The sequence below is a fragment of the Pseudodonghicola flavimaris genome, from assembly GCF_030164425.1.
Classification (GTDB): domain Bacteria; phylum Pseudomonadota; class Alphaproteobacteria; order Rhodobacterales; family Rhodobacteraceae; genus Pseudodonghicola; species Pseudodonghicola flavimaris.
The window spans coordinates 128,164-153,101 of the sequence record NZ_JASNJD010000001.1; the positions used below are offsets into that span (position 1 = coordinate 128,164).

General features: G+C 66.8%; 23 protein-coding genes. 7 read left to right on the forward strand and 16 right to left on the reverse strand.

Translation table 11 applies throughout. From position 1 onward, the window contains the following. Positions 1-8 precede the first annotated feature (8 nt). The gene (locus QO033_RS00615; protein WP_284478976.1) at positions 9-1,442 is read left to right on the forward strand and encodes an NAD(P)(+) transhydrogenase (Re/Si-specific) subunit beta; all 1,434 of its coding nucleotides are present in this window, start codon (positions 9-11) and stop codon (positions 1,440-1,442) included. A 4-nt stretch (positions 1,443-1,446) separates the two neighbouring features. Here the strand turns inward: QO033_RS00615 and QO033_RS00620 are convergent, their stop codons facing one another. The 5 genes from QO033_RS00620 to QO033_RS00640 are packed head-to-tail and all read right to left on the reverse strand — an operon-like array spanning position 1,447 to position 3,644. Further along, positions 1,447-1,866 carry a hypothetical protein gene (locus QO033_RS00620; protein ID WP_284478977.1) on the reverse strand — a complete coding sequence of 140 codons (420 nt, stop codon included), beginning with the start codon at positions 1,864-1,866 and terminating at the stop codon, positions 1,447-1,449. Next, positions 1,863-2,210 carry a hypothetical protein gene (locus QO033_RS00625; RefSeq protein WP_284478978.1) on the reverse strand — a complete coding sequence of 116 codons (348 nt, stop codon included), beginning with the start codon at positions 2,208-2,210 and terminating at the stop codon, positions 1,863-1,865. Before QO033_RS00625 ends, QO033_RS00620 begins: the two co-directional genes overlap by 4 nt. Next, entirely contained in the window at positions 2,207-2,827 is a 621-nt protein-coding gene (locus QO033_RS00630; RefSeq protein WP_284478979.1) for an RNA polymerase sigma factor, read from the reverse strand. The genes QO033_RS00625 and QO033_RS00630 overlap by 4 nt, the downstream gene beginning before the upstream one ends. A gap of 39 nt (positions 2,828-2,866) precedes the next feature. Next, on the reverse strand, positions 2,867-3,166 hold the full coding sequence (locus tag QO033_RS00635) for a hypothetical protein (protein ID WP_284478980.1): 300 nt from the start codon (positions 3,164-3,166) through the stop codon (positions 2,867-2,869). 40 nt (positions 3,167-3,206) lie between these two features. Next, complete coding sequence (locus QO033_RS00640; protein ID WP_284478981.1) at positions 3,207-3,644, reverse strand: EF-hand domain-containing protein; 438 nt, start codon at positions 3,642-3,644, stop codon at positions 3,207-3,209. A 412-nt stretch (positions 3,645-4,056) separates the two neighbouring features. Here QO033_RS00640 and QO033_RS00645 point away from each other — a divergent pair, with 412 nt between their 5' ends. Next, positions 4,057-5,349 (forward strand): DUF3422 family protein, encoded by a 1,293-nt coding sequence (locus tag QO033_RS00645; RefSeq protein ID WP_284478982.1) that lies wholly within the window; start codon positions 4,057-4,059, stop codon positions 5,347-5,349. Here QO033_RS00645 and QO033_RS00650 read toward each other — a convergent pair. The 4 genes from QO033_RS00650 to QO033_RS00665 all read right to left on the reverse strand — a co-directional run bounded on the left by QO033_RS00650 (position 5,273) and on the right by QO033_RS00665 (position 10,348). After that, positions 5,273-6,346 (reverse strand): YeeE/YedE family protein, encoded by a 1,074-nt coding sequence (locus tag QO033_RS00650; protein WP_284478983.1) that lies wholly within the window; start codon positions 6,344-6,346, stop codon positions 5,273-5,275. The genes QO033_RS00645 and QO033_RS00650 overlap by 77 nt on opposite strands. A 219-nt stretch (positions 6,347-6,565) precedes the next feature. Continuing rightward, positions 6,566-7,540 carry an ABC transporter permease gene (locus QO033_RS00655; RefSeq protein WP_284478984.1) on the reverse strand — a complete coding sequence of 325 codons (975 nt, stop codon included), beginning with the start codon at positions 7,538-7,540 and terminating at the stop codon, positions 6,566-6,568. Beyond that, positions 7,533-8,540 carry an ABC transporter permease gene (locus tag QO033_RS00660; RefSeq protein WP_284478985.1) on the reverse strand — a complete coding sequence of 336 codons (1,008 nt, stop codon included), beginning with the start codon at positions 8,538-8,540 and terminating at the stop codon, positions 7,533-7,535. The genes QO033_RS00655 and QO033_RS00660 overlap by 8 nt, the downstream gene beginning before the upstream one ends. A gap of 107 nt (positions 8,541-8,647) precedes the next feature. Continuing rightward, complete coding sequence (locus QO033_RS00665; RefSeq protein ID WP_284478986.1) at positions 8,648-10,348, reverse strand: peptide ABC transporter substrate-binding protein; 1,701 nt, start codon at positions 10,346-10,348, stop codon at positions 8,648-8,650. Between the two features lie 284 nt (positions 10,349-10,632). On the opposite strand from QO033_RS00665, the gene QO033_RS00670 reads away from it, so the two are divergent. The 4 genes from QO033_RS00670 to QO033_RS00685 all read left to right on the forward strand — a co-directional run bounded on the left by QO033_RS00670 (position 10,633) and on the right by QO033_RS00685 (position 16,203). After that, a complete protein-coding gene (locus QO033_RS00670; RefSeq protein WP_284478987.1) occupies positions 10,633-12,453 on the forward strand; it encodes an ABC transporter ATP-binding protein in 1,821 nt (606 codons plus the stop codon). 136 nt (positions 12,454-12,589) lie between these two features. Further along, positions 12,590-13,756 carry an acetylornithine deacetylase gene (gene argE / locus QO033_RS00675; protein ID WP_284478988.1) on the forward strand — a complete coding sequence of 389 codons (1,167 nt, stop codon included), beginning with the start codon at positions 12,590-12,592 and terminating at the stop codon, positions 13,754-13,756. 3 nt (positions 13,757-13,759) lie between these two features. Beyond that, positions 13,760-14,926, forward strand: coding sequence for a M20 aminoacylase family protein (locus QO033_RS00680; protein ID WP_284478989.1), 1,167 nt, complete (start codon positions 13,760-13,762; stop codon positions 14,924-14,926). 113 nt (positions 14,927-15,039) lie between these two features. After that, on the forward strand, positions 15,040-16,203 hold the full coding sequence (locus QO033_RS00685) for a M20 aminoacylase family protein (RefSeq protein WP_284478990.1): 1,164 nt from the start codon (positions 15,040-15,042) through the stop codon (positions 16,201-16,203). A gap of 39 nt (positions 16,204-16,242) precedes the next feature. On the opposite strand, the gene QO033_RS00690 is transcribed toward QO033_RS00685, so the two are convergent. The 3 genes from QO033_RS00690 to moaA are packed head-to-tail and all read right to left on the reverse strand — an operon-like array spanning position 16,243 to position 19,652. Then, complete coding sequence (locus tag QO033_RS00690) at positions 16,243-17,313, reverse strand: glycosyltransferase family 4 protein (protein ID WP_284478991.1); 1,071 nt, start codon at positions 17,311-17,313, stop codon at positions 16,243-16,245. Positions 17,314-17,319: 6 nt separating this feature from the next. Further along, complete coding sequence (locus QO033_RS00695; protein ID WP_284478992.1) at positions 17,320-18,642, reverse strand: 3-deoxy-D-manno-octulosonic acid transferase; 1,323 nt, start codon at positions 18,640-18,642, stop codon at positions 17,320-17,322. 2 nt (positions 18,643-18,644) lie between these two features. Further along, complete coding sequence (moaA, locus tag QO033_RS00700) at positions 18,645-19,652, reverse strand: GTP 3',8-cyclase MoaA (protein WP_284478993.1); 1,008 nt, start codon at positions 19,650-19,652, stop codon at positions 18,645-18,647. Positions 19,653-19,765: 113 nt separating this feature from the next. Between moaA and QO033_RS00705 the strand changes: the two genes are divergently transcribed. Then, a complete protein-coding gene (locus tag QO033_RS00705) occupies positions 19,766-20,263 on the forward strand; it encodes a hypothetical protein (RefSeq protein WP_284478994.1) in 498 nt (165 codons plus the stop codon). 37 nt (positions 20,264-20,300) lie between these two features. Here the strand turns inward: QO033_RS00705 and QO033_RS00710 are convergent, their stop codons facing one another. The 4 genes from QO033_RS00710 to glmU form a co-directional block, all read right to left on the reverse strand. Beyond that, a complete protein-coding gene (locus QO033_RS00710; RefSeq protein WP_284478995.1) occupies positions 20,301-20,987 on the reverse strand; it encodes a DNA alkylation repair protein in 687 nt (228 codons plus the stop codon). Beyond that, on the reverse strand, positions 20,984-21,535 hold the full coding sequence (locus QO033_RS00715; protein WP_284478996.1) for a pyridoxamine 5'-phosphate oxidase family protein: 552 nt from the start codon (positions 21,533-21,535) through the stop codon (positions 20,984-20,986). The genes QO033_RS00710 and QO033_RS00715 overlap by 4 nt, the downstream gene beginning before the upstream one ends. Before the next feature lie 162 nt (positions 21,536-21,697). After that, entirely contained in the window at positions 21,698-23,521 is a 1,824-nt protein-coding gene (gene glmS, locus QO033_RS00720) for a glutamine--fructose-6-phosphate transaminase (isomerizing) (protein ID WP_284478997.1), read from the reverse strand. Next, complete coding sequence (gene glmU / locus QO033_RS00725; protein WP_284478998.1) at positions 23,521-24,876, reverse strand: bifunctional UDP-N-acetylglucosamine diphosphorylase/glucosamine-1-phosphate N-acetyltransferase GlmU; 1,356 nt, start codon at positions 24,874-24,876, stop codon at positions 23,521-23,523. The genes glmS and glmU overlap by 1 nt, the downstream gene beginning before the upstream one ends. Between the last annotated feature and the right edge of the window lie 62 nt (positions 24,877-24,938).

Below are 24,938 nucleotides of genomic sequence, written 5' to 3' on the forward strand. Positions count from 1 at the left end.
AGGGGATAATGGAATTCGGATTTACCACGGCGGCCTATGTCGTCTCCGCCGTCCTCTTCATCCTGTCGCTGGGCGGGCTGTCGGGCCAGGAAAGCGCCAAGCGCGCGGTCTGGTACGGCATCGCCGGCATGGCGCTGGCGGTTGTCGCAACGCTGATCGGCCCCGGTGCCGGCCTGTGGCTGCTGTCTGTCGTGCTGATCGCCGGCGGTGGCATCATCGGCTATTTCGTCGCCAAGCGGGTGCAGATGACCGAGATGCCGCAGCTGGTCGCGGCAATGCACAGCCTCGTCGGTCTGGCAGCGGTCTTCGTCGGCTTCAACGCGCATATCGAAGCGGCCCGCGTCGCGGCCATGAGCCCCGAGACGCGCGAGGCGCTGACCGGTTTCGCCGCCCTGCTGGCGCATAAGTCCCCGGTTGAGCTGAACATCCTGAAGGTCGAGCTGTTCCTGGGCATCTTCATCGGTGCGGTGACCTTCACCGGCTCGGTGATCGCCTTCGGCAAGCTGGCGGGCAAGGTGACCTCGAAGGCCACCAAACTGCCGGGCGGCCACATGCTGAACGCCAGCGCGGCGATCCTGTCGCTGATCCTGCTCTTTCTCTACATGGGCGGCGCCGGCGGCTGGACGCTGGTGGTGATGACGCTGCTGGCCTTCTTCATCGGCTATCACCTGATCATGGGCATCGGCGGCGCCGACATGCCGGTGGTGGTGTCGATGCTGAACAGCTACTCGGGCTGGGCGGCGGCGGCGATCGGCTTCTCGCTGGGCAACGATCTGCTGATCGTGGTCGGGGCGTTGGTCGGCTCCTCCGGTGCAATCCTGTCCTACATCATGTGCAAGGCGATGAACCGTTCCTTCGTCTCGGTGATCCTGGGCGGCTTCGGCGGCGCAGCCGGTCCGCAGATGGAGGTCGAGGGCGAACAGGTGGCGATCGACGCCGACGGTGTGGCCGCGGCGCTGAACGATGCCGACAGCGTGATCATCGTGCCGGGCTATGGCATGGCGGTGGCGCAGGCGCAGAACGCGGTCAGCGACCTGACCCGCAAGCTGCGCTCCAAGGGCAAGAACGTCCGCTTCGCCATCCACCCGGTGGCGGGCCGTCTGCCGGGGCACATGAACGTGCTGCTGGCCGAGGCGAAGGTGCCCTATGACATCGTGATGGAGATGGACGAGATCAACGATGACTTCCCGGAGACGGATGTGGTCATCGTGATCGGGTCGAACGACATCGTGAACCCGGCGGCGCAGGAAGACCCGAACTCGCCCATCGCCGGCATGCCGGTGCTGGAAGTCTGGAAGGCGAAACAGGTGTTCGTGTCCAAGCGCGGTCAGGGCACTGGCTATTCCGGGATCGAGAACCCGCTGTTCTACAAAGAGAATACGCGGATGTTCTACGGCGATGCCAAGGACAGCCTGGACAAGTTGATCCCGCTGATCGACTGACGGCTCAGCCGTCGTCCTGCCGGGCGTGATCCTCGATCGCGTCCAGCAGGACCCCCTGCACGGTGGCGATCGTCCGGGTCACCTCGGTGCGGAAACCGGTCATCGCGGCCTCTGTCATGGCCCGGTCGAAAGGCCGGGCCATTGCCGTTTCCACCAGCGCGGTCCGGGCGGCGACGATGCGGTGCAGGGCCTGGCGCACCTCCTCCTGATGCTCAGACAGCGCGGCGTTGAAATCGCGGCGGTATTCACGCGGGAACAGCGCCTGATGGGCGTCGGGCCCCAGCAGCAGGTTGCGCATCCGGTTCAGCTGCAGCAGGGTGCCGACGCTGACCGCATTGCCCAGCAGCGAGACCGATAGCACGCCGATCAGAATCAGCCGGCCGCGATTGCTGCGGCGGCGCGGCGGGGTGTCGATACCGGTCATCTCAGTCCTCCCATCAGACCCAGGCCATCGGTGACGGTGCCGATCAGCACCACGAGTTCGCTGGAAATTCCCAGCATCGGCAGCGCCATGTATCCGGCCAGAACCCCCAGCGACAAAAGCGTGCCATAGCCGGCCAGCACCCCGCCGGGCGACAGCCGGGGGCGGTGGGACGCGGCGGCCGGGGTGACCAGCCGGGTCAGCACCGCCCGGCTGAGCGCATCGGGATCGGCCCGGGCCTCCGGCGCGGCCGACAGGCTCTGGCGCAGCCACAGGTCGAATTCGGTGTCGTCCCCGGGCGGAGACGCGACCGGCGGAAGGGGGGCGGGGGGCTGTCTGTCTGTCATCTGGATGTGCTCCCTGTCTTGGTGTCGCTGTCAGCCCGGGGGTGGCCCCGCGGACCCTCCTGCAGATCGCGGCGCAGCCGGCTACGGGCGCGGGCCAGCAGCTGTTCCACCGCGCCGGGGCTGGTGCCCATCGTCTGGGCGATTTCGGCCGTGTCCATCTCTGCCACGGCCCTGAGCAGGATCGCCATCCGCTGGCGATCCGGCAGGTCTTCGAGCACGGGTGTCAGCCGTGCCAGCTGGTTGCGCGCCTCCACCGTCTGCGCTGCATCGGGCGCCGGATCGGGCGGTTCGGCCGCCGCCTCCAGCGTCTCCAGCCCGAGGAACAGGCGCACCCCGCGCCGGCGTCGCTGATCGATACAGAGGTTCACCGCGATGCGGTAGAGCCAGGTCGACACCGCCGCCTTGCGAGGGTCGTAGCGGGCCGCCTGTTTCCAGGCCCGCAAGAAGACCTCCTGCGCGATATCCTCGCCATCCGCGACATTACCCAGGCTGCGCCCGGCAAAGGCCTGAATGCCGCCGCCGTAGAGGCGGATCAGCCCGGACAGCGCCGTCCGGTCCCCGGCGGCCATGGCGGCCACCAGGGTGCGCGCGTGGTCCTGAGGGGAGAGATCGCTCACTCGTCCTCCATTACCCTGGCGGCGCCCGGTGCGCCCGGATCAGCGGGTGACCTGCCGGGTGCGGCCGCCGGTCTGCCCGTTGGGTCCCATCCGCGACACCGAGGTGGTCGACTGGCCATCGCCGGTCACGCGGGTGCGGTTGCGCGTGGCGCTTTGGCCGTTCGCGGTGGTCGCGGTGGCGGAGGTTTGGCACATGGCGCTGCCGGCGCCACGCAGACATTCGCGATTCTTCTGGATGGTGCCGCCATTATTGCCGGTGACGGTGACGGATTGGGCAGCCGCGGGCAGCGCGATGGCGAGGGCGAACAGCGCGGCGGTCAGGCGAAGGGATGTGGACATTGGAAATCTCCTGTCAGGGGGGATGGGTCAGGGTGAGGGGTTATTGGGCCGGCGCCAGAAAGCGCGCGATCCGGGTGAATTCCTGCTGGCTGAGCACACCGTCGCTGTTGCTGTCGGCATAGGCGAAGCCGCGGGTCTGGGCGGTGTATTCGCTCAGTGTCAGAACACCGTCGCCATTGCTGTCCTGTTTCCAGATCTGGTTGCTGCGCGGTGTCCGGCCATTGGCCTGGCGGGCGCGGGCGGATTCGATCTCGGCCTTGGTCAGCTGGCCGTTGCCGTCGGCGTCCATCGCCGCGAACATCTGCCGCCGCAGCGCCAGAAACTCCTCCTGGCTGATCTGGCCGTCGCCATTGGCGTCGATCCGGGCAAAGGCCTGCTGGGCGCGGGCCTGGGCTTGGGCCGGCGGCGCGGCCAGGGGCGTCAGGCCGATCAGCGCCAGGGCGAGCGGCAGGGCCGGGGGTGTCAGTCGCTTGCTCATGTGAACCTCTCGTCACTCGGTTATGCAGGTCTATACGCAGGGGCTGCGGCGGCCTGACGCGCGGCCGTCGGTTTTTTTCGCGGCCACTGCGGAAATCGCACGAGGCGGCAGGCGCCGCGCGGCGTAAGTTCAATCGGTATCAGGGAAATTCGGGCAGGGCGGGGCGGCGGAAATTTTCAAAGAGGCGAGCAATCCGATCCGGGCTCAGACAGGTTGAGGGCGGCCGAAAAGTCAGCCTGATCGACCTGACGCTGCGGGGGGCGGCGGCGATCACCGGGATGAACGCGGCGCCCCACGGCATGCGCCACCTTCTCCGGTATGCAGTGGTATCCAGTTAAAGGTTTGAAATAAAAAGATTTTAATTGAGGTCTCGGTCACGTATAAGGGCGAGATCACTGTCAAGGAACGCCCCATGCCTCCGATCGTAGATCATCCGCTGCGCTATCCGCTGGCCAATGAGCTGCACGCCCGGCCGTTTCCGGCGATGCAGGAGCCGGCCACCGTGGTCTATCTGGCGATCAAGCAGCCCTCGCGCGCAGCTGGCCGGGACCGGGCGGCCGATCTGGCGCATCTGACGGCGCTGCTGGACCGCCACGGCGCGCCGCATCCGCAGCCGGGGGCGACGCATTACTCCGGCCGCATCGGCCGGCACGTTCTGAAATGGGAACAGCACGCGGAATTCGTCACCTATACGGCGATTTCGGAGGGGGTCAGCGACCGGGCCTTCGATCCGGCGGATTTCGCGGTATTTCCCGACGACTGGCTGGATCGGGCGCCGGGTCAGCGGATCACCTCGATCTCGCTCAGGGTCTGCGCCCGCCCGGATGAGGCCGGGATCAACGCGGCGCTGGCGGAGTGGTTCGTCGCCGAAAGCACTGCGGCTGCCTCGGTGCTGGACGATGCCATCGTCGCGGCGGGGGATTTCCGCATCGATCCCACCGGGCACATGCGGTTCGCGCTGTTTGTCACCGCCGGCACCGGGCAGCGCCGCATCGGCCGGGTGGTGCAGCGGCTGTGCGAGATCGAGACCTACAAGGCGATGTCGATGCTGGGGTTTTCCCGCGCCCGGGGCCTCTCGGCCGAGATCGGCGCGCTGGACGGGCGGCTGTCGGAGCTGATGAGCAAGATGACCGACGGCGACACCCCGGCCGAGCAGACGCTGGGCGGGCTGCTGTCGATTTCGGCGGAACTGGAGGCGCTCGTGGCCCGCAGCGCCTTTCGGTTCGGGGCCACCGGCGCCTATGAGGCGATCGTGACCCAGCGCATCGCCTCGCTGCGCGAGGCGCGGTTCCAGGGCCGCCAGACCTTCGCCGATTTCATGATCCGCCGCTATGAACCGGCGATGCGCACGGTGAAATCCACCGAACGCCGGTTGCAGGCGCTGGCGGATCGGGCGATGCGGGCGGGCGATCTGCTGCGGACCCGGGTGGATGTGGAACGCAGTGCCCAGAACCAGGCGCTGCTGGAGAGCATGGACCGCCGCGCCGATCTGTCGCTGCGGTTGCAGCACACGGTGGAGGGGCTGTCGGTGGTGGCGATCAGTTATTATGCGGTCTCGCTCGCCTCCTACCTGCTCTATCCCCTTGCGGCGGCGACCGGCCACAGCAAGGGGATGTTGTCGGCGGTGCTTACTCTGCCGGTTGTGCTTGGGGTCTGGGGGGCGATCCGGCGGATTCGCCGGAAGCTGGAGACAGAACCGCATTGAGCCCGAGCGCCCCGGCAGCGATGGAGGCAAGCGCCAGAAGCGCCGCCAGGCTCAGCGTCGGCACGCCGGACAGACCGGCGCCCAGGGTGCAGCCGCCGGCCAGAACGCCGCCGATCCCCATCAGCACCGCGCCGGCCATGTAACGGCCGGTCTGGCGCGGGCTGTCGAAGCTCTGCCAGCGGAAGTCGCGGCGGGCGAGGGCGACCAGCAGCGCGCCCAGGATCACGCCTGCCACCAGTGCCACGCCGAAGCCGGCGCTGACGGCGCTGGAGGCGACGGTGTAGAACAGCGTCTCGGCCATCGGTGCGGTGAAGGAGAGGCTCTCCATCGCGATCGGTTCGAACTCGTCATAGAGCACCAGCCCGGTGCCGACCCAGCCCAGCGGCACCAGTAGCCCGATCAGCGCCGCCCCCAGCAGCAGGCGGGGGCGGGGCCGGGCACGGGCCACCAGCATCAGGGCCAGCGCCAGCAGGGCGGCGGTCCAGAGCGGCCGTCCGCCGGGCAGCGCGGCGAGGCTGACGCTGTCGCCAAGCGGCAGGGTCACCGTCCCCAGACCGCTGCGCAGCGGCGCCAGCACCCCCTTCAGCGTGGCATGGGCGGTCAGCGCGAAGACCAGCAGCACCAGCAGCGCACGCAGATTGCCGCCGCCGGCCAGCACCGTCAGCCGCGACACGCAGCCCCGGGTCAGCACCATGCCGGCGCCGAAGGCCAGCCCGCCGAGGGTGATGGCCAGAACCGGTAGATCGGGCGACAGCAGGCGATGATCGGCGAAGCCGATCCAGCCCAGCCCGACGGCGATCTGGGTGCCGGCCAGGGCCACGGCCAGCGCCGTCATCCAGACCCCCAGCGCGGCGCGGCGATCCGTGCCGACCAGGGCGCGGCGAAAGCAGAACTGGGTGAGCCGGGCGAGGATGCCGAAGGCCAGCCCAAGTCCGAGGCCGAAAAGAACGCTGGCCTCCCGCGCGGTGGTGGTTTCGAAACCGAATGTCTCAAACATGACGCCATTCTCCGGGAAAACGGAATTTTTTCCCAATAGGGGTCGTATTCGATTCCGATCAAGCGCGCTGGAGGGGCCGGCTCCAGTGGGCGGCAGAACAAAGTTCCAAAGCCGCGCCGACGCGCGCACCGGTGTTCCGGGCCAGTGCCAGCGCCGGAAACGAAACCGCCGCCCCGGAGGGCGGCGGCAGAGCTCTGTTCTTATTTTCCGCTCCCGGGCTCAGCGCCCGCGGATCCGGGGATCGAGCGCGTCGCGCAGCCCGTCGCCCAGATAATTGACGCTCAGCACCGTCAGCGAAATCGCCAGACCGGGCCAGATCACCCGCTCGGGATATTGCTGCAAATAGTCGGTGGCATCGAACAGCAGCCGCCCCCAGGTGGGAAAGTCCGGCGGGAAGCCGAGGCCCAGGAAGCTCAGCGAGCTTTCGGTGATGATCGCGGTGGCGATCCCCAGCGTGGCCGAGACCATGATCGGCGACAGCACGTTGGGCAGGATGTGGCGCAGGATCATCATACTGTTGCGGGTGCCGATGGAGCGGGCCGCCAGAACGAATTCGCGTTCCTTGATGGCCAGCACGTCGCCGCGCACGATCCGCGCTGTCGGCATCCAGCTGGTCACCCCGATCGAGACCACGATCAGGATGAAGATCCCCTGTTCCGGCCCGAAAGCCGCGTTCAGCGGTTCGCGGAACAGCAGCATCATCACCAGCAGCAGCGGTAGCAGCGGCAGCGCCAGAAACAGATCGGTCATCCGCATCAGCAGCCCGTCGAGCCGTTTGAAGAAGCCGGCGAGCACCCCGACGAGAGAGCCGAGCCCCAGCGCCAGCAGCATCGCGGTGATGCCGACCGAGACCGAGGTCTTGCCGCCGGCCATCATCCGCGCGAAGGTGTCCCGCCCCAGCTGATCGGTGCCGAAGGGATGCGCCAGGCTCGGGCCCTGGTTGCGGGCGCGGATGTTGATCAGCGTCGGATCCAGATGCCACAGCAGCGGTCCCAGATAGACCCAGCCGATGATCAGCACGAACAGGATGCCACCGTAAAGCGCGCCCTTGTGGCTCTTGAACTGGCCCCAGACCTCGCGCCACTGGCTGCGCGGCGGCCGGGTGAATTCCTCCAGCGGGCCGGCCGCGGCGGGCAGGACGGTGGAAGCAGGGGCAAGCCCTTCGTCGGGAACCAGACGGTCTTTGTCAGTCATAGCGGATCCTCGGGTCAAGCAGGCCATAGAGCACATCGGCGATCAGGTTGAACAGCACGATCAGCACCGCGAAGATGAAGGTCAGCGTCTGCACCATCGGCAGATCGTTGGCCTGGATGGCGCCGATCAGCAGCTGGCCGATGCCGTTCACCTTGAACACCTGCTCGGTGATGATGGCGCCGCCGAAGATGGACGGAACCCCCAGTGCGATCACGGTGACCACCGGGATCATCGAATTGCGCAGCACATGCACCAGCACCACGGTCTTTTCGCCCAAGCCCTTGGCGCGGGCGGTGCGCACGTAGTCCTGATTGAGGTTGTCGAGCATCGAGGCGCGCATGAAGCGGCTGATCTGCGCGGTGATCTGCAGCGCCAGCACCATCACCGGCATGATCATCTGCCTGAGCTGGATCACGAAGCTGTCCCAGTCGACCACCTTGTGGGTGGTGTCGTAGATCGACGGGAACCAGCCGAGATTGACCGAGAAGATCACGATCACCAGCACGCCGGAGAAGAACGGCGGCACCGAGAAGCCGATCATCGACACGAAGGTCCCGGCCTGGTCGAACCAGGAATACTGCCGGTAGGCCGAGTAAATCCCGATCGGCAGCGCGATCAGAACGCCGACGACATAGGCGGTGCCCACCACCCACAGCGTCTGCGGGATGCGCTGGATCACGATATCCATCACCGGGCTCCGGGTCTGCCAGGAAATCACCCGCAGATCGCCTTCGGAGAAGCTGGTGCCGAGATAGTGATCGATCAGCACCTGCGGCTCGATCCAGAAGAACTGAACCAGCCATTTCCAGAACCGCACATAGCCTGGCTGGCCGAGCCCAAGCGCCTCGCGCATCTTTTCTTTGACTTCCGGCGGAACGGTCAGCGGAACCTGCGCCATCGGATCCCCGGGGGCGAGTTCCAGCAGAAGAAACAACACGAGGCTGATGAACAACAGCGTCGGTACGGCCAGAACCAGACGCCGAACGGTAAAGGTGAGCATGAGGAATACACCCTTATTTCAGGCGCCCCGGGCGCCGGTCGGGCGCGGCCGGGGGCCATCGTCAGATATGACAGCCCCGGGCGAACCGGGGCTGCCTGTGGCCGGAGTTACTTGATGCGGTACCAGTCCGCAGCATTCCAGAGTTCGGAGTCCCAGGTATTCAGACGGACCCCGCCAAGGGTGTTGGAATGCGCCGAGACGCGGCCGCGGTCAACCAGCGGAACGATGGTATAGCTGTCTTTGGTCAGCATTTCGTTCAGACGGATGGCGATTTCACCACGTTTGGCCAGTTCACCGGTCTGGGCCAGTTCGTCCAGAAGCTTGTCGTATTCCGGATCGCAGAAGCGGTTGATGTTCTCACCCTGCCACTGGCTGGACGGCTTCGGCTCGTTGCCGCAGCGGTACATCGACAGATAGGCCTGCGGGTCGGTGCCGTCGAAGTTGTTGGCGTACATCTCGACGTCGGCATAGAACTTCTGGAAGGTGTCGGGCGAGCCCGGGTCGCCACCGAAGAAGACCGAACCGGAGAGGTTGCGCAGCTCGGTCTCGACACCGATTTCGCTCCACCACTGCTTGATCAGGGCCTGGAAGTCCTGACGCACGGCGTTGGTCGAGGTCTGATAGAGCAGCTTCAGCTTCATGCCGTCCTTTTCACGCACGCCATCGGCGCCGACGGTCCAGCCGGCTTCCTCCAGCAGCGCCTTGGCGCCCTCGATGTCCTGGGTCAGACAGTCGGTGTTGGGCGAGGCGTAGAGCGCCGGGGCCGGCACCAGGTTACAGGTCGGACGACCGGCCTGGCCATAGCCGATCTCGGTCAGCAGTTCGCGGTCGATGGCCATCGACAGCGCCTTGCGGACGCGCAGATCGCTCAGGATCGGGTGCGGCGCCTTGCGGGTGGCGCGCACGTCGTCGGGCAGCGACGGCGACGGGTCGGTCAGGTTCATCTCGATCCGCTCGACCAGGGTGCCGAAGGCCGAAACCGGGGTGCCCTTGCCGGCGGCGGCCATCTGGGCGATCACCTCGGGCGCCAGCTGCAGGTTCCAGGCGTAATCGTATTCGCCGGTTTCCAGCACGGCGCGGCCGGCTGCGGTGGCGTCGCCGCCGCCCTTGAAGTTGACCTTGGCGAAGGCCGGTTTGGCCGGATCGCGATAGTTCGGGTTGGCCGACAGCGAGATCACGTCATTGGGACGGAATTCATCGACCATGAAGGGGCCGGTGCCGATCGGGGCGAAGTTGGCGTCGGTGCATTCCGGGGCCTTGGCGCCCAGGCAGTTCTGGAACTGCGCCTTTTGCAGAATCGGGGACTGTGCGCCCATGAAGGGGCCATAGGGATTCGGCATCGGACGTTCGAAGGTGACCTTCACGGTCAGATCGTCCAGCGCTTCAACCGATTTGACGCCGTCGTATTTCGACAGCTGGGCGCAGCCGCCCTCGGGATGCATGCAGTATTCGGCGGTGAAGACCGGGTCGGCCGAGGTCACCGGGCTGCCGTCGGACCATTTCAGGCCGGGCTTCAGCTTCCAGGTGATCGAGGTCAGGTCGGCGCTGACGCCGCCGTTTTCGACAGTCGGGATTTCCTCCGCCAGGAAGGGGACGAGGTTGCCTTCCGGGTCATAACGGCCCAGCGGTTCCAGAACCAGCGACGAGGCCTCGATGTCCTTGGTGCCGCCCGACAAATAGGGCGTCATGATCGAAGGGGCCTGCCAGTAGATGATGTTCACGGTGCCATCGCTGCCACGCTCGGCCATCGCAGTGGTGGCCAGCGCGGACGAAGCGATCGCGCCGAGCAAAAGGGATTTGATCTTCATGCTACACTCCTATTGGGCATGATTATTGGACATGTTTTCATGTCTTGTCCGCGTCATGCGCGGTGGGGCTTTTGGTTTCGTAACGTAGTTCAAGCCGTTGCAGGAAAAGAGAAACATCGTGTGGTTCTGGGTCTTCTCGTGGGCTCGATCCGGCGATTACCGGCCCATCGAAACAGAGTTTGAGAAAAAAGCAAGCCTCCGGGGCAGGAAATTGCGCGGTGGGGGTTTGACTTAGGCGCGCGGCCCGACTTAGCGTCTCGGAAACGGATTAAAGGGGTCAGAGCGTGCTGGATCACCCAATCGCCCGGATTGAAGGGCTGCGTGTCGAATTCGAAACCAAGGACGGGCCTGTCGTCGGGGTCGAGAATGTTTCGTTTTCGGTGGCGCCGGGTGAAACCGTCTGCATCGTCGGCGAATCCGGCTCGGGCAAGTCGGTGTCGTCGCTGTCGCTGATGCGACTGGTGGAATTCGGCGGCGGTGAAATCGCCGGTGGGCGCCTAATTTTTGATCGCCGCGACGGCGGAGAGACCGATCTCGCAAAGGCCGATCAGGACCTGATGCGCCATATCCGCGGCAATGAGATCGGGATGATTTTTCAGGAGCCGATGACCGCGCTCAACCCGGTGTTCACTGTCGGCCGGCAGCTGACGGAGGGGCTGCGCGTCCACAAGGGCATGAGCAAGGACGAGGCGCGGGACCGGGCGCTGGAGCTGTTGCGGGAGGTGCGTATCCCGGAGCCGGAACGGCGGATGGGGCAATACCCGCACGAGCTGTCTGGCGGCATGCGCCAGCGGGTGGTGATCGCCATGGCGATGGCCTGCGAGCCGCGTCTGCTGATCGCCGATGAGCCGACCACCGCGCTCGACGTGACGATCCAGGCGGAAATCCTGGCGCTGATGGACCGGCTGAAACGCGAAACCGGCACCGCGGTGATGTTCATCACCCATGACATGGCGGTGGTGGCGCAGATGGCCGACCGCGTGGTGGTGATGTTCCGCGGCAACAAGGTCGAGGAAGGCCCGGTCGAGCAGATCTTCGAGAATCCGAAGCACGATTACACCAAGGCGTTGCTGGCGGCGGTCCCCAAACTGGGCGAGATGCGCGGCAAGGCGGCGCCGGAGCCGATGAAGCTCCTCGGGGTGGAAAACCAGAAGATCGCACCGATCCCCGGCACCGACGAGGTGCTGCTGACGGTCAAGGGGCTGACCACGCGGTTCCCGGTCAAGGGTGGGTTCTTTCGCCGCACCGTGGCCAATGTCCATGCGGTCGAGGATGTCTCCTTCACCCTGAACAAGGGCCAGACCCTCAGCCTGGTGGGCGAATCCGGCTGCGGCAAATCCAGCTGCGGCCGGTCGATCCTGCGGCTGGTGGAACCGATGGCCGGAGAGATCAACCTCGACGGCACCGATATCATGACGCTCGACCCGGGTGCGCTGCGCAAGGCGCGGCTCGATATGCAGATGATCTTCCAGGATCCCTTCGCCTCGCTGAACCCGCAGATGCAGTTGATGGATCAGGTCGCCGAACCGATGCGCAACTACGGCATCGGCTCGGGTTCGGAGATTCAGGATCGCGTGGCGATGCTGTTCGACCGGGTGCAGCTGCCGCGCAGCTTCATGCGCCGCTTCCCGCATGAGATGTCGGGCGGTCAGCGTCAGCGGATCGCCATCGCCCGGGCGCTGGCGCTGAACCCCAAGCTGATCGTCGCGGATGAGGCGGTCTCGGCGCTGGACGTCTCGGTGCAGGCGCAGGTTCTGAACCTGATGATGGAGCTTCAGGCGGAACTGGGGCTGTCCTATCTCTTCATCAGCCACGACATGGCCGTGGTGGAGCGGGTCAGCCACCATGTCGGCGTGATGTATCTGGGCCGGATTGTCGAGATGGGGCCGCGCGCCGCCGTTTTCGAGAGCCCGCAGCACCCCTACACCCAGGCGTTGATGAAGGCGGTTCCGATCGCCGATCCCCATCGCCGCAAGGCCGAGCGCGAGCTGAACTTCAAGCCGATCCCATCGCCGATCCATCCGCCTGATTACAATCCCGCCCCCTCTGAATATAATGAGGTCGCGCCGGGCCATTTCGTGCTGACGACAGACAGCGGCTATTGACTTCCGCAGGGGCGGGCGGTTGATCGAGGGAGAGGGCCCGCCCGCCACAGGCGCGGCCGGCCCGACCCGGACGCTGCCGGCACCGCCGGCACCGCCCCGATGCGATCCCGAACCTGGCCCTGCCAACGGAGCTTTGATGCCGACCCGACTATCCCCGCGTGAGATCCTCGCCAAGCTGGTGAGTTTTCCTTCTGTCAGCCGCGACAGCAATCTTCCCCTGATCGACTGGGTCGAAGGTTATCTTGCCGAACACGGCATCACTGGCCACCGCCATTACAACGAAGAGGGCGACAAGGCCGCGCTCTTCGCCCATGCGGGCCCCTGGGAAGAGGGCGCTCTGGTGCTCTCCGGCCATACCGATGTGGTGCCGGTCGACGGCCAGGAATGGACCTCCGACCCCTGGGTGCTGACGGAACGCGACGGCAAGCTGTTCGGGCGCGGCGCGGTCGACATGAAGGCCTTTGACGCGCTGGCGATCTGGGCGCTGGTCGAGGCGCAGGCCCGCGGCGTCCGCCGGCCGCTGCAACTGGCGCTGAGCTATGACGAGGAAGTCGGCTGCACCGGTGCCGCACCGATGATCGAGACCATGCAGGGGGTGCTGCCCAAGGGGACGGCGGCGATCATCGGCGAGCCGTCGATGATGAAGACGGTGACCGGCCACAAGTCCGGGCGCGGCTATTGGGTCGATGTGTGGGGCGTCGAGGTGCACAGCTCGATCATGCACACCGGTGTCAACGCGATCCTCGAGGCAGCGAAATTCCTGGTCTGGGAAAACGAGGTGAACGCGGAACAGATGGCGGCCACGCCCAGCCCCATCGCCGCCATGTTCACGCCGCCCTGGACGACGTTGCACACCGGATTGATCGAAGGCGGCACCGCCGCCAATATCACCGCCAAGCATTGCCGGCTCGATTTCGGCTTCCGCGCGGTGCCGGACGAAAGCCTGGATGCGTGGCAGGCGCGGGCCGAGGCGCGGCTGGCGGAGATCCAGACAGAGATGCAGGCGGTCTGCCCCGAGGCGCGGATCGAGTTCACCGAACGGTTCTCGGTGCCGGGGCTGCGTCCGGAAACCGACGGGGCCGCGGAAACCTTCGTGCGCCGGGTCACCGGCGACAATGCCACCCATGTGGTCAGCTACGGGACCGAGGCCGGACATTTCCAGGCCGCCGGCTATTCCGCCGTGGTTTGCGGGCCGGGCGATATCGCCCAGGCGCATCAGCCCGACGAATTCATCACCGTATCCCAATTCGAGGCCGGGGCAGCCTTTGCCGACCGCCTTGTCACCCAACTTCAGGAGGGCTGAAATATGCCGATCAAGAACCGCCTGGCGGAGATGCACGCCGAAATCACCGGCTGGCGACGATATCTGCACGAAAACCCCGAACTGGAATTCAACGTCCACAACACCGCCGCCTTTGTCGTCGACCGGCTGCGCGACTTCGGCATCACCGATATCACCACCGGTGTCGGCAAGACCGGCGTTGTCGCCACCATCAAGGGCAAGACCGATACGTCGGGCCGGGTGATCGGGCTGCGCGCCGACATGGACGCGCTGCCGATCAACGAGGCCACCGGGCTCGACTATGCCTCCAAGACTCCGGGGGCGATGCATGCCTGCGGTCATGACGGCCATACCGCGATGCTGCTGGGGGCCGCCAAATACCTGGCCGAGACCCGTAATTTCGACGGCACCGTGGTGCTGATCTTCCAGCCGGCGGAAGAGGGCGGCGGCGGCGGCCGCGAGATGTGCCGTGACGGGCTGATGGACCGCTGGGGCATTCAGGAAGTCTATGGCATGCACAACATGCCGGGGATCCCCGAGGGTACCTTCGCGCTGCGCTCCGGGCCGCTGATGGCCTCTGCAGATCAGTTCGATATCCTGCTGACCGGCAAGGGCGGCCATGCGGCGGCGCCGCATCAGGCGGTCGATACCAATCTGGCCGCGGCCCATGTGGTGGTGGCGCTGCAATCCATCGCCTCGCGCAATGTCGACCCGCTGGATCACGTCGTGGTCTCGGTCTGCACGCTGCGCTCGGACAATGAATCGAACAACGTGATCCCGCAGACCGTGCTGCTGCGCGGCACCGTGCGAGCGCTGTCGAACAAGGTCCGCGATCTGGCGGAGGAGCGGCTGAAGCAGATCGTCGCCGCCACCGCCGAGGCCTATGGCTGCGTCGCCCGTATCGATTATCTGCGCGACTACCCGGTGACCATCAATGCCGAGGACAGCGCCGAGATCGCCGCCGACGCGGCCGAGGTGGTGACGCCGAAGGTCGACCGCAACACGCCGCCGGTGATGGCGGGGGAGGATTTCTCCTTCATGCTGGAGGAACGCCCGGGTGCCTATGTCTTCATCGGTAATGGCGACACCCCGATGGTCCACCACCCGAAGTACGACTTCAACGACGCGGTGATCCCGACCGGCTGCAGCTGGTTCGCCGAGCTGGTCGAAACCCGTATGCCCGCCGCCTGATCGGCGGCCCGGAGCAATCCCCGGCCCTTGCTCGATAGGCAGCGGCCCTGAACAATCTCCGGCCCGCGCCCGATAGGCGGCGGGCCGGGTGCCAAGACGAGAGGAGCGTTATCATGCCGGTCAAGAACCGTTTTGCCGAACTGCAGTCCGAAATCACCGCCTGGCGGCGCGATCTGCACGAACACCCCGAAATTCTCTATGATACCCATCGCACCAGCGCGCTGGTGGCCGAAAAGCTCAAGGCTTTCGGCTGCGACGAGGTGGTCACCGGCATCGGCCGTACCGGCGTCGTCGGCGTGATCCGGGGCAAGGCCAATGGCTCGGGCAAGGTGATCGGGCTGCGCGCCGACATGGACGCCCTGCCGATCCTTGAGGCCACCGGGCTCGACTATGCCTCTAAGACCCCGGGCGCGATGCACGCCTGCGGCCATGACGGCCACACCGCGATGCTGCTGGGGGCTGCCAAATACCTGGCCGAGACCCGCAATTTCGACGGCACCGTGGTGCTGATCTTTCAGCCCGCCGAAGAGGGCGGCGCCGGCGGCAAGGAGATGTGCGATGACGGCATGATGGAGCGTTGGGGCATTCAGGAAGTCTATGGCATGCACAACTGGCCGGGTCTGCCGACCGGTCAGTTTGCCATCCGCCCCGGTGCTTTCTTTGCCGCCACCGATCAGTTCGAGATCAACTTCGAAGGGCTCGGCGGCCATGCGGCCAAGCCGAACGAGACGGTCGATACCACGGTGATGGCGGCGCAGGCGGTGACCGCGCTGCAGACCATCGCCAGCCGCAACGCCGACCCGATCGATCAGGTTGTGGTGTCGGTGACCTCGTTCGAGACCTCCTCGACAGCCTTCAACGTGATCCCGCAGAAGGTCAAGCTGAAGGGCACTGTGCGCACCATGAGCAAGTCGATGCGCGAGCTGGCCGAAACCCGGATCAAGGCGATCTGTGCCGGGGTCGCGGCCACCTTCGGCGGAACCGCAGAGGTGCTCTATTACCGCGGTTACCCGGTGATGGTGAATTCCGAGGAACAGACCGACTTCGCGGCAGAGGTCGCCCGCAAGGTGGCCGGCCAGTGCGACGAGGCGGCGATGGTGATGGGCGGCGAGGATTTCGCCTTCATGCTGGAAGAACGCCCCGGCGCCTATATCCTGGTGGGCAACGGGCCCGGCGCGATGGTGCATCACCCGGAATACAACTTCAACGACGAGGCGATCCCGGCCGGCTGTTCCTGGTGGGCGGAGATCGTCGAGGGCCGGATGCCGGCGGCCTGATCCGCCGGCCCGCGTTCTGTGATTTGCGGAGGCGGCGGCTCAGGCCGGCGCCTCCGATCCCAGCAACCGGCGATAGATCGCGTTCAGCCGGGCAGCCTCGGTCTCGATCCGGAACTGCGCCTCGACATGGGTGCGCGCGGCGGGCGCCATGCGGGGCAGGGCATCGGGATCGACCAGCAGATCGGCCACGGCGGCGGTCAGGGCCGGGAGATCGTCCGCCGCCACCAGCCGCCCGGTTTCCCCCTCCACGATCAGTTCCTCGAAGGCGCCGACACGGGTGGCCACCACCGGTACGGCGCAGGCCATCGCCTCGATCGGGGTCAGACCGAACCCCTCCCAGCGTTGCGGGGCCACATAGAGGTCGAGCACCTGATAGAAGCGGGCGGTTTCCCAGACCGGCACCTCAGGCAGGAACAGGATGCGCCCGTCCAGGCCGGCCTCTGCCACCCTGTTTTTCAGCCCGGCAAGAAACGCCTTGTGGCTGTCGGTGGTGCCGCCCATGACGAGGCCGGTGACATCCGGCTGGGTCCGGCAGATGTCGATCATCGCGTCGACGAAGACATCGGTGCCCTTCTGCGCCCGGATCCGGCCGAAACAGCCGATCAGCGGCCCCGTCACCGGCAGACCCAGCTCTGCCCGCAGCGCCGGCTTGTCGGCGGCGGGGTGGAAGCTGCCGCAATCGATGCCGTGGTGGACCACATGGGCCGGCCGCTCCAGATAGGCGGCGGTCCGGGCCGAGGTGGCGATGACATCGTCCATCTGCGCGATCAGCCATTTGGTATAGCCGCTGTGCTGGCGTTGCGAGGCCGAGGTGAACAGCAGCTTCAGCCGTTTGCCCAGCAGCCGGCGCAGCGCCAGCCCGGCCAGCATCTCGACATTGCGGCGGGCATGCCAGACCCGCCAGCCGGAAGGGCCGCGCCGCGACATCGTCAGCAGCGCGGAAAGCGGGATCTGCGGCAGGTCGTCGGGCAGGGCGGGGCCGGTGGCGGCGATGGCGATGTCACGGGCCTGGATCGGCACCAGCCGGATGATGGTGGAGGTCACGCCGGACAGGCGGCGTTTGAAATTCGGGGCGATCACGTCGATCTGCCGGGAAGCGATCTTGGGCATGGGACCTCAGACCTGATCGGGGCCGGCCCCGGCCGGGGCGGCGGGGCGCAGCGACAACGCGGTGGATAGGGTGGCGACCATCTCGTCGAGCGAGGCCTGACGCCGATCGGCAAAGCTGCGGGCGGCGCTGCGCATGGCGGTCAGATGCTCGGGGCGGGTCAGGAGGTCATCGACCGCGGTGGCTATCTCCGGGGCGTCCGCTACCTCCCGCGCGGCGCCGAGCGCGAAGAGCGGCGCGTAGGATTCGGTGAAGTTGCTCACATGCGGGCCGGTCAGCAGCGCGGCGCCGAAATCGGCGGGCTCAAATGGATTGTGGCCGCCGATCGGTTTCAGCGATCCGCCCATGAAGACGATGGGGGCAACGGCATACCAGCTGCCGAGTTCGCCCAGCGTATCGGCCAGAAACACCTGCTGGCCGGCTCCGGGCATCTCGCCGGCGCTGCGACGGGCCAGCGCCATTCCGGTGGCCCGGATCATCGCAGCGATGTCCGCGCCGCGATCGGGGTGGCGGGGGATCAGCATCAGGCAGAGATCGGGGTGCCGCTCCAGCAGCTGCCGGTGGGCGGCGAGGATGATCTCCTCCTCTCCGGCATGGGTCGAGCTGGCGGCCCAGAGCGGCCGGCCGCCGAGCGCCGCCGCCAGCTCCGCCACCGTGGCGGCATCCTCGGCCAGCGGGGCAGAGGTGGATTTCAGGTTGATGCCGGTGACCACCCGCGCCGGATCGGCCCCCAGTGACAGAAGATTGTCGGCGGCGGCCTGGTTCTGGGTGAGAAACAGCGCGAATTGCCCCAGGACATAGCCGGCGGTTCGCGGCCATTTGCGCCAACCCTCGACCGATTTCGCCGACAGCCGCGCATTGACCAGCGCCAAGGGCGCGCCACGCGCGGCGGTCTCGACGATCATCAACGGCCAGAGCTCGGATTCCACCAGAAGCGCCGCATCGGGCCGCCAGTGGTCGAGAAACCGGCACACCGGCGCCGGGGCGTCGAGCGGCGCGAACTGGTGGCGGCAGCGCGGCGGCATCCGCTTGGCGATCAGCTCGGCCGAGGTGGCGGTGCCGGAGGTGATCAGGAATTCCGTCTGCGGCAGATGCTCCCCCAGCGCGGTGATCAGTTGCAGAACCGCCAGGCTTTCGCCGACGCTGGCGGCATGGAACCAGATCAGCCGCCCCTGCGGCCGCGGCAGCGTCGCCTGTCCCAGACGTTCCCGCGCCCGGGCCTCGGACACGCCCTGGTCTGTCAGTTTGCGCGATACCGATCGCCAGGCCAGCGGCAGAAGAAGCGGCGTCAGCCCCCGGTAGAGGCGCACCAGCATCGGGGCCTGTGCCATCCTCAGCCGCCCGTATGGCTCATGTGGCGCGACATCTGCCCGTCGGCGCGCTGGCGGGAATAGTCGAAATCATGCCCCTCGGGTTTCAGCGCGATGGCGGCGCGGATCGCGTGCTCCAAGGGGACCTCGCTGTTCGGATGTTCGCGCAGCGGCGCGCGCAGATCGGCCATGTCCTCCTGGCCCAGGCACATGAACAGCTGGCCGGTGCAGGTCAGCCGCACCCGGTTGCAGCTTTCGCAGAAATTATGGCTGAGCGGCGTGATGAAGCCGATCTTCTGGCCGGTCTCTTCCAGCCGCACATAGCGCGCCGGCCCGCCGGTGCGCTCGGCCAGATCGGTAACGGTGTAATGATCCTCGTAGCGCGCCCGCACGTCCTTCAGCGACCAGTATTGATCGAGCCGCGATTCATTGCCCAGATCGCCCATCGGCATGACCTCGATCCAGGTCAGGTCCATGCCGCGCTGGCCGCACCAGTCGGTGATCGCCGGCAGCTCGTCTTCGTTGAAGCCCTTCAGCGCCACCGCATTGATCTTGACCCGGAGCCCGGCCTTCTGCGCCGCATCGACCCCGCGCAGGACCTGATCCAGCCGGCCCCAGCGGGTGATGGCGGCGAATTTGTCCTGATCCAGCGTGTCGAGCGAGATGTTCACCCGCCGCACGCCGGCGGCATAGAGATCGGCTGCGAAGCGTTCCAGCTGCGAGCCGTTGGTGGTGACCGTCAGCTCCTTCAGCGCGCCGGAGTCCAGGTGCCGGCTCATGGCGCGGAAAAAGGTCATGATATCGCGGCGCACCAGCGGCTCGCCGCCGGTGATGCGCAGCTTCTGCACCCCGAGGTGGATGAAGGTGGAACACATCCGGTCCAGCTCCTCCAGCGTCAGAAGCTCTTTCTTCGGCAGAAAGGTCATGTGTTCCGACATGCAATAGACGCAGCGGAAGTCGCACCTGTCGGTGACGGAGACGCGCAGATAGGTGATTGCGCGGGCGAAGGGATCGATTAGCGGGGCGCTCATAGGGCATAGGTAAAGCGCCCCCCGCCACGCGGCAAGGGGGATTGATGCCGATCGGATGTCTGGCGGCGTCTTGGCGCTGGCGGCCTACCGGGGGGCGGGATATGGTCCGCCCCATGAGATATGCTGCGATCCTTCCGCTCGTCTGTCTGGCGGGCTGTGCCGAGGTCGGCGATGTAGCCGGCCGTGTCAGAACCGGGCTCTCCGGCCTGGGTCTGAGCCTGGGCAACGATATGCGGGCAGAGGCCGCCGCACCGGTTGCGAACCCGGCTGCGGAGGTCCCCGTTGACGCGCCGGCCGGCGCGCCGGTCGCAGCTTTGCCGGACAACGCCCCGGTCGCCGCCGTGCCGAAGGCGGCCAATGGCCGGCTCGGCACCACGGTGGCGGGTCTCGGCGATCCGGGCAAGCCGGGGCTCTGGCTGCAAACCCCGCTGGTCAGCGCCGGCGGCAAGGGGCGGGTGGTCTGGCCCAGTTCCGGGCGCTGGGTGGCGGTGGCGCTGGAACCCGCCGATGGCGCGGTGACCTCCGGCAGCCTGATGTCGCTGGCGGCCTTCCAGGCGCTCGGCGCGCCGCTGACCGAGCTGATCGAGGTCGAGGTCTACGCCGGCGGCTGAGCCGGCAGCGATCCCATTCCCCTAACCTTGACGGCTCTCAGGCCGCGGCGGCGAGGTACTTCCCCGCCTCGCGGGCGGCAAACGGCTTCAGCCCGGCGCCATGGGCGGCGAGAAAGCCGCGCACCCGCTCCGGATCATGCTTGCTGAGCTCGCGCAGCCACCAGGCGATGGCCTTCTGGATGAACCAGTCGCGGTCGGGAACATAGCCCGCCGCCCAGCCGAGGATGCGGTCACGGGCGGCCAGCTCCTCCGGTTTCGGGTGGTTCTGCTTGGTCCAGGGCAGGGTGGCGACCAGCGCGGCGCGCCGGGTCCACATGTGATCGCTCCGGGTCCAGGTCTCGACCTGATCCAGCCGGGTGGGATCGGCCACCAGACGTTTCTGCATCGCCATGGCGGCGTGATCGGCGATGGCCCAGCTGTCGAAGTCCGGCAGCCAGCTTTGCAGCAGGGTCCAGACCGCCGCATCGGGGCGGATCCGGGCCTGGGTCAGCAGCTTGGCGGCGGCGATCCGCGCCTCGAAGATATCGGTTTGCCAGAGCGCCCCGGCGAGTGTCACCCGCGCCTCGACCGACAGCGCCTGACGCCAGGTCCGGGTCAGATCGTTCAGCGCCGGATTGGCGATGCCCAGAACTGGCCGGCTCTGCTTGTGATAGGCGGCCATCTGCGCGTCGCGCCCCGGCTCGACATGCGCCTTCAGCCCGGCCAGCGCCTCCTCCAGCGTCACGACGGCTCTCCCAGAATGCCGGTGGCCATGCCGTCGAGGGTGGTCTGGTTGCGCTCGGCCCAGTAGGCGGCGATGCCCGCCGGGCCCTTGGTCTCGGCCCATTTTGCCAGCACGTCGCGCTCGCCGGCATAGTCGAAGAAGGGCACGGCATAGCCGCAGGAGGTCTGCACCAGCTCGACCGTCATGTCATAGAGCTGCCGCGCCCCCGGGCTCGGCGCAAATCTGGCGTCCAGCGCCGCGAAATCGGCATCGCGCGGATGCAGGGTGCGGGCATGGCCATAGGCGCGCAGGATCAGCGGCCGCTTTTCAAAGCCGCACCACATCAGCGTCATCCGGTTGACCTGCCGCAGGTGGCCGGCGGTCTCGTTGCCGCTGCCGGTCAGGTTGCGCCAGAGGATCCGGTTGGGCCCCAGAACGCGCAGGCTGTCCATGCCCTTGGGGGAGATGTTCACATGCCCTTCGGCAGCGGCGCTGCCGACAAAGAACAGATGCTGGGCTTCGATGAAGCGGCGGTGATCGTCCTCGATCCGGTCGAATTGCTTGGCCATGCGCGGTCCTCCCTGATCAGGCTACCCCAGCGCCCGGGGTTTGACCAGCCGGGGCAGGGCCGGCGCCCGCCTTCGACCTGGTCGCAAATATCCCCGCCGGAGGCAGGACGCGTCAGCGTCCTCCCCTGTTTCCTCCTTGAGTTCCGCCAGGACCGGACGGGGTTATTCCACCGTCACCGATTTCGCCAGGTTGCGCGGCTGGTCGACATCTGTGCCCTTGGCCACCGCGGTGTGATAGGCCAGCAGCTGCGCCGGCAGCGCATAGAGGATCGGGCTCAGCAGCGGGGCGACGTCGGGCATCTTCACGGTGACCCAGACCCCGTCCCGGGCGGTCTCCAGCCCGGCCTCGTCCGAGATCAGCAGCACCTTTCCCTTGCGCGCCATCACCTCCTGCATGTTCGACACGGTCTTGTCGAACAGCGGGTCCATCGGCGCCAGCACCACCACAGGCATGGTCGGATCGATCAGCGCGATCGGGCCATGCTTCAACTCGCCCGAGGCATAGGCTTCGGCGTGGATATAGCTGATTTCCTTCAGTTTGAGAGCGCCTTCCAGCGCCAGCGGATACATCATGCCACGGCCGAGGAACAGCACGTCGCGGGTGTCGGCCAGCCATTGCGCGGCGCGGCGCACGGTCTCGCCATCGTCCAGCGCGACATTCATCAGCTGCGGCAGGCCGCGGATCGCGGCGATATGGTCGGCCAGCGTTTCGGCGTTGATCTGGCCGCGGTCGGCGGCGGCCTTCAGCGCCAGGATCAGCAGCACGGTCAGTTGGCAGGTAAAGGCCTTGGTCGAGGCGACGCCAACCTCCACCCCGGCATGGATCGGCAGCGCCAGATCGCTTTCCCGCGCGATCGAGCTTTCCGGCACGTTCACCACCGAGAGGATCTTCTCGGCCTTGCCGCGGCAATAGCGCAGCGCGGCCAGCGTATCGGCGGTCTCCCCCGACTGGCTGACGAAGAGCGCCACCGTGCCCGCCGGCACCGGCGGTTCGCGATAGCGGAACTCGCTGGCGACATCGACCTCGACCGGCAGGCGGGCGATCTGTTCGAACCAGTATTTCGCGGTCAGACAGGCGTAATAGGCGGTGCCGCAGGCCACCAGCACCAGTCGGCTGACGCCGGAGAAATCGATGCCTTCGCCCGGCAGGCGAACGGTGTCGTCGCCAGCGGGCAGGTAATGGGCAATGGCCTCGCCCACCACGGCGGGCTGTTCGGCGATCTCCTTGGCCATGAAATGCTTGTGGCCGGCCTTGTCGATGCTGACCCGGTCGACCTGGATGGTCTTCATCGGCCGGCTGACCGGGGTGCTGCTTTCATCGAAGATGCGGACCCCGGCGCGGGTGACGACGGCGCGGTCGCCTTCCTCCAGGTAGGTGACCTTGTCGGTCAGCGGCGCCAGCGCGATGGCGTCCGAGCCCACGAACATCTCGCCGTCGCCATGGCCGATCGCCAGCGGCGAGCCCTTGCGGGCGGCGATGATCAGATCCTCCTCGCCCTCGAAGAGGAAAGCCAGCGCGAAGGCGCCCTTGAGCCGGTCGATGGCGTGAAAGGCGGCCTCGACCGGGGTTTCACCGGCGCGGCGATAGCGTTCGGTCAGCAGCGCCACCGTCTCGCTGTCGGTGTCGGTCTGGAAGTTGACGCCGCATTCGGCCAGTTCGGCGCGCAGCTCGCGGTAATTCTCGATGATGCCGTTATGTACCACGGCGACGCTGCCGGACTGATGCGGATGGGCATTGGCCACCGTCGGGGCCCCGTGGGTGGCCCAGCGGGTGTGGCCGATCCCGGTCTTGCCGGTCAGCGGTTCGTGCACCAGCAGGTCCGAGAGGTTGACCAGCTTGCCGACGGCGCGGCGGCGGTCCAGGACCCCGTCGTTGACCGTTGCGATCCCGGCGCTGTCATAGCCGCGGTATTCCAGACGTTTCAGCGCCTCAACCAGGATCGGCGCGACTTCATGCTTTCCCAGTACCCCGACAATACCACACATTATTCGGCCTCCAGATCGCGTTTCGCTTTGCGTGCCTTTAACATTTCGAACAATCGTCGGGCGCGGCCCGGCTTGTTGACCTGATCGGCGCGGGCCAGCGCCAGCGCGTCGGCCTCGACATCGCGGGTGATCACCGAACCGCTGGCGGTCATGGCGCCTGCGCCCAGGGTGACCGGGGCCACCAGCATGGTGTTGGAGCCGATGAAGGCGCCGCGGCCGATCTCGGTATGATGTTTCATCACCCCGTCGTAATTGCAGGTGATGGTGCCGGCGCCGATGTTGCTGCCGGCGCCGATGCTGGCATCGCCCAGATAGGTCAGGTGGTTGGCCTTGGCGCCTTCGCCCAGATAGGTGTTCTTCAGCTCGACGAAATTGCCCACATGGCTGTGTTCGGCCAGTTCGGCGCCGGGGCGCAGCCGGGCAAAGGGGCCGACGATGGCGCCACGGCTGACATGGCACCCCTCCAGATGGCTGAAGGCACGCAGGGTGGCGCCGGATTCAACGGTGACGCCGGGGCCGAAGATCACGTTCGGCTCGATCACCGTGTCGCGGCCGATCACCGTGTCGAAGCTGAGAAACACCGTCTCCGGCGCGGTGAGGGTGACGCCGATCTCCAGCAGCTCGGCCCGGGCGCGGGCCTGGAACACCGCCTCTGCCGCCGCCAGATCGGCGCGGGAGTTGATGCCCATGGTCTCGGCCTCGTCACAGGCCACCGCGGTGACGGAGAGGCCGCGACCGCGGGCCAGTTCGACCACATCGGTCAGATAGTATTCGCCGGCGGCATTTTCGTTGCCGACGGCCGCGATCAGATCGAACAGCGTCGTGGCGTCGCAGGCCATAAGCCCGCTGTTGCAGAAGCTTATGGCGCGCTCCTCATCCGTGGCATCCTTGTATTCGACGATCCGTTCCAGCCGATCGCCCGCCATCACCAGCCGGCCGTAGCGGGCCGGATCGGCGGCATGAAAGCCGAGGATGACCAGATCGTTCGCCTGCCGGGCCGCGACCATGCGTTCCAGCGTCTCGGGGCTGACGAAGGGGGTGTCGCCGTAGAGCACGACCAGATCGCCACTGAACCCGGCCAGTGCGGCGCGGGCCTGATCCACCGCGTGGGCGGTGCCCAGCTGGTCCTCCTGCAGGACGACCTCGGCCGTCTCGTCCAGCTCCGCCACCGCGGCGGCGACCTGATCGGCGCCATGGCCGGCGACGATGACGGTCCGCGCCGGATCGAGCGCGGCGGCGCTCTGCATCGCGTGGGCCAGCATCGGTGCCTGGGCGATCGGATGCAGAACTTTCGGCAGATCTGAGTTCATCCTGGTGCCTTTGCCTGCGGCGAGGATGACGAGGGCAATGCTCATCGCGTTTTCTCTTTGTGTTTTCGCTTGGCCCGTTTTATCGGCTGGAGGCAGAGGCGCAACCG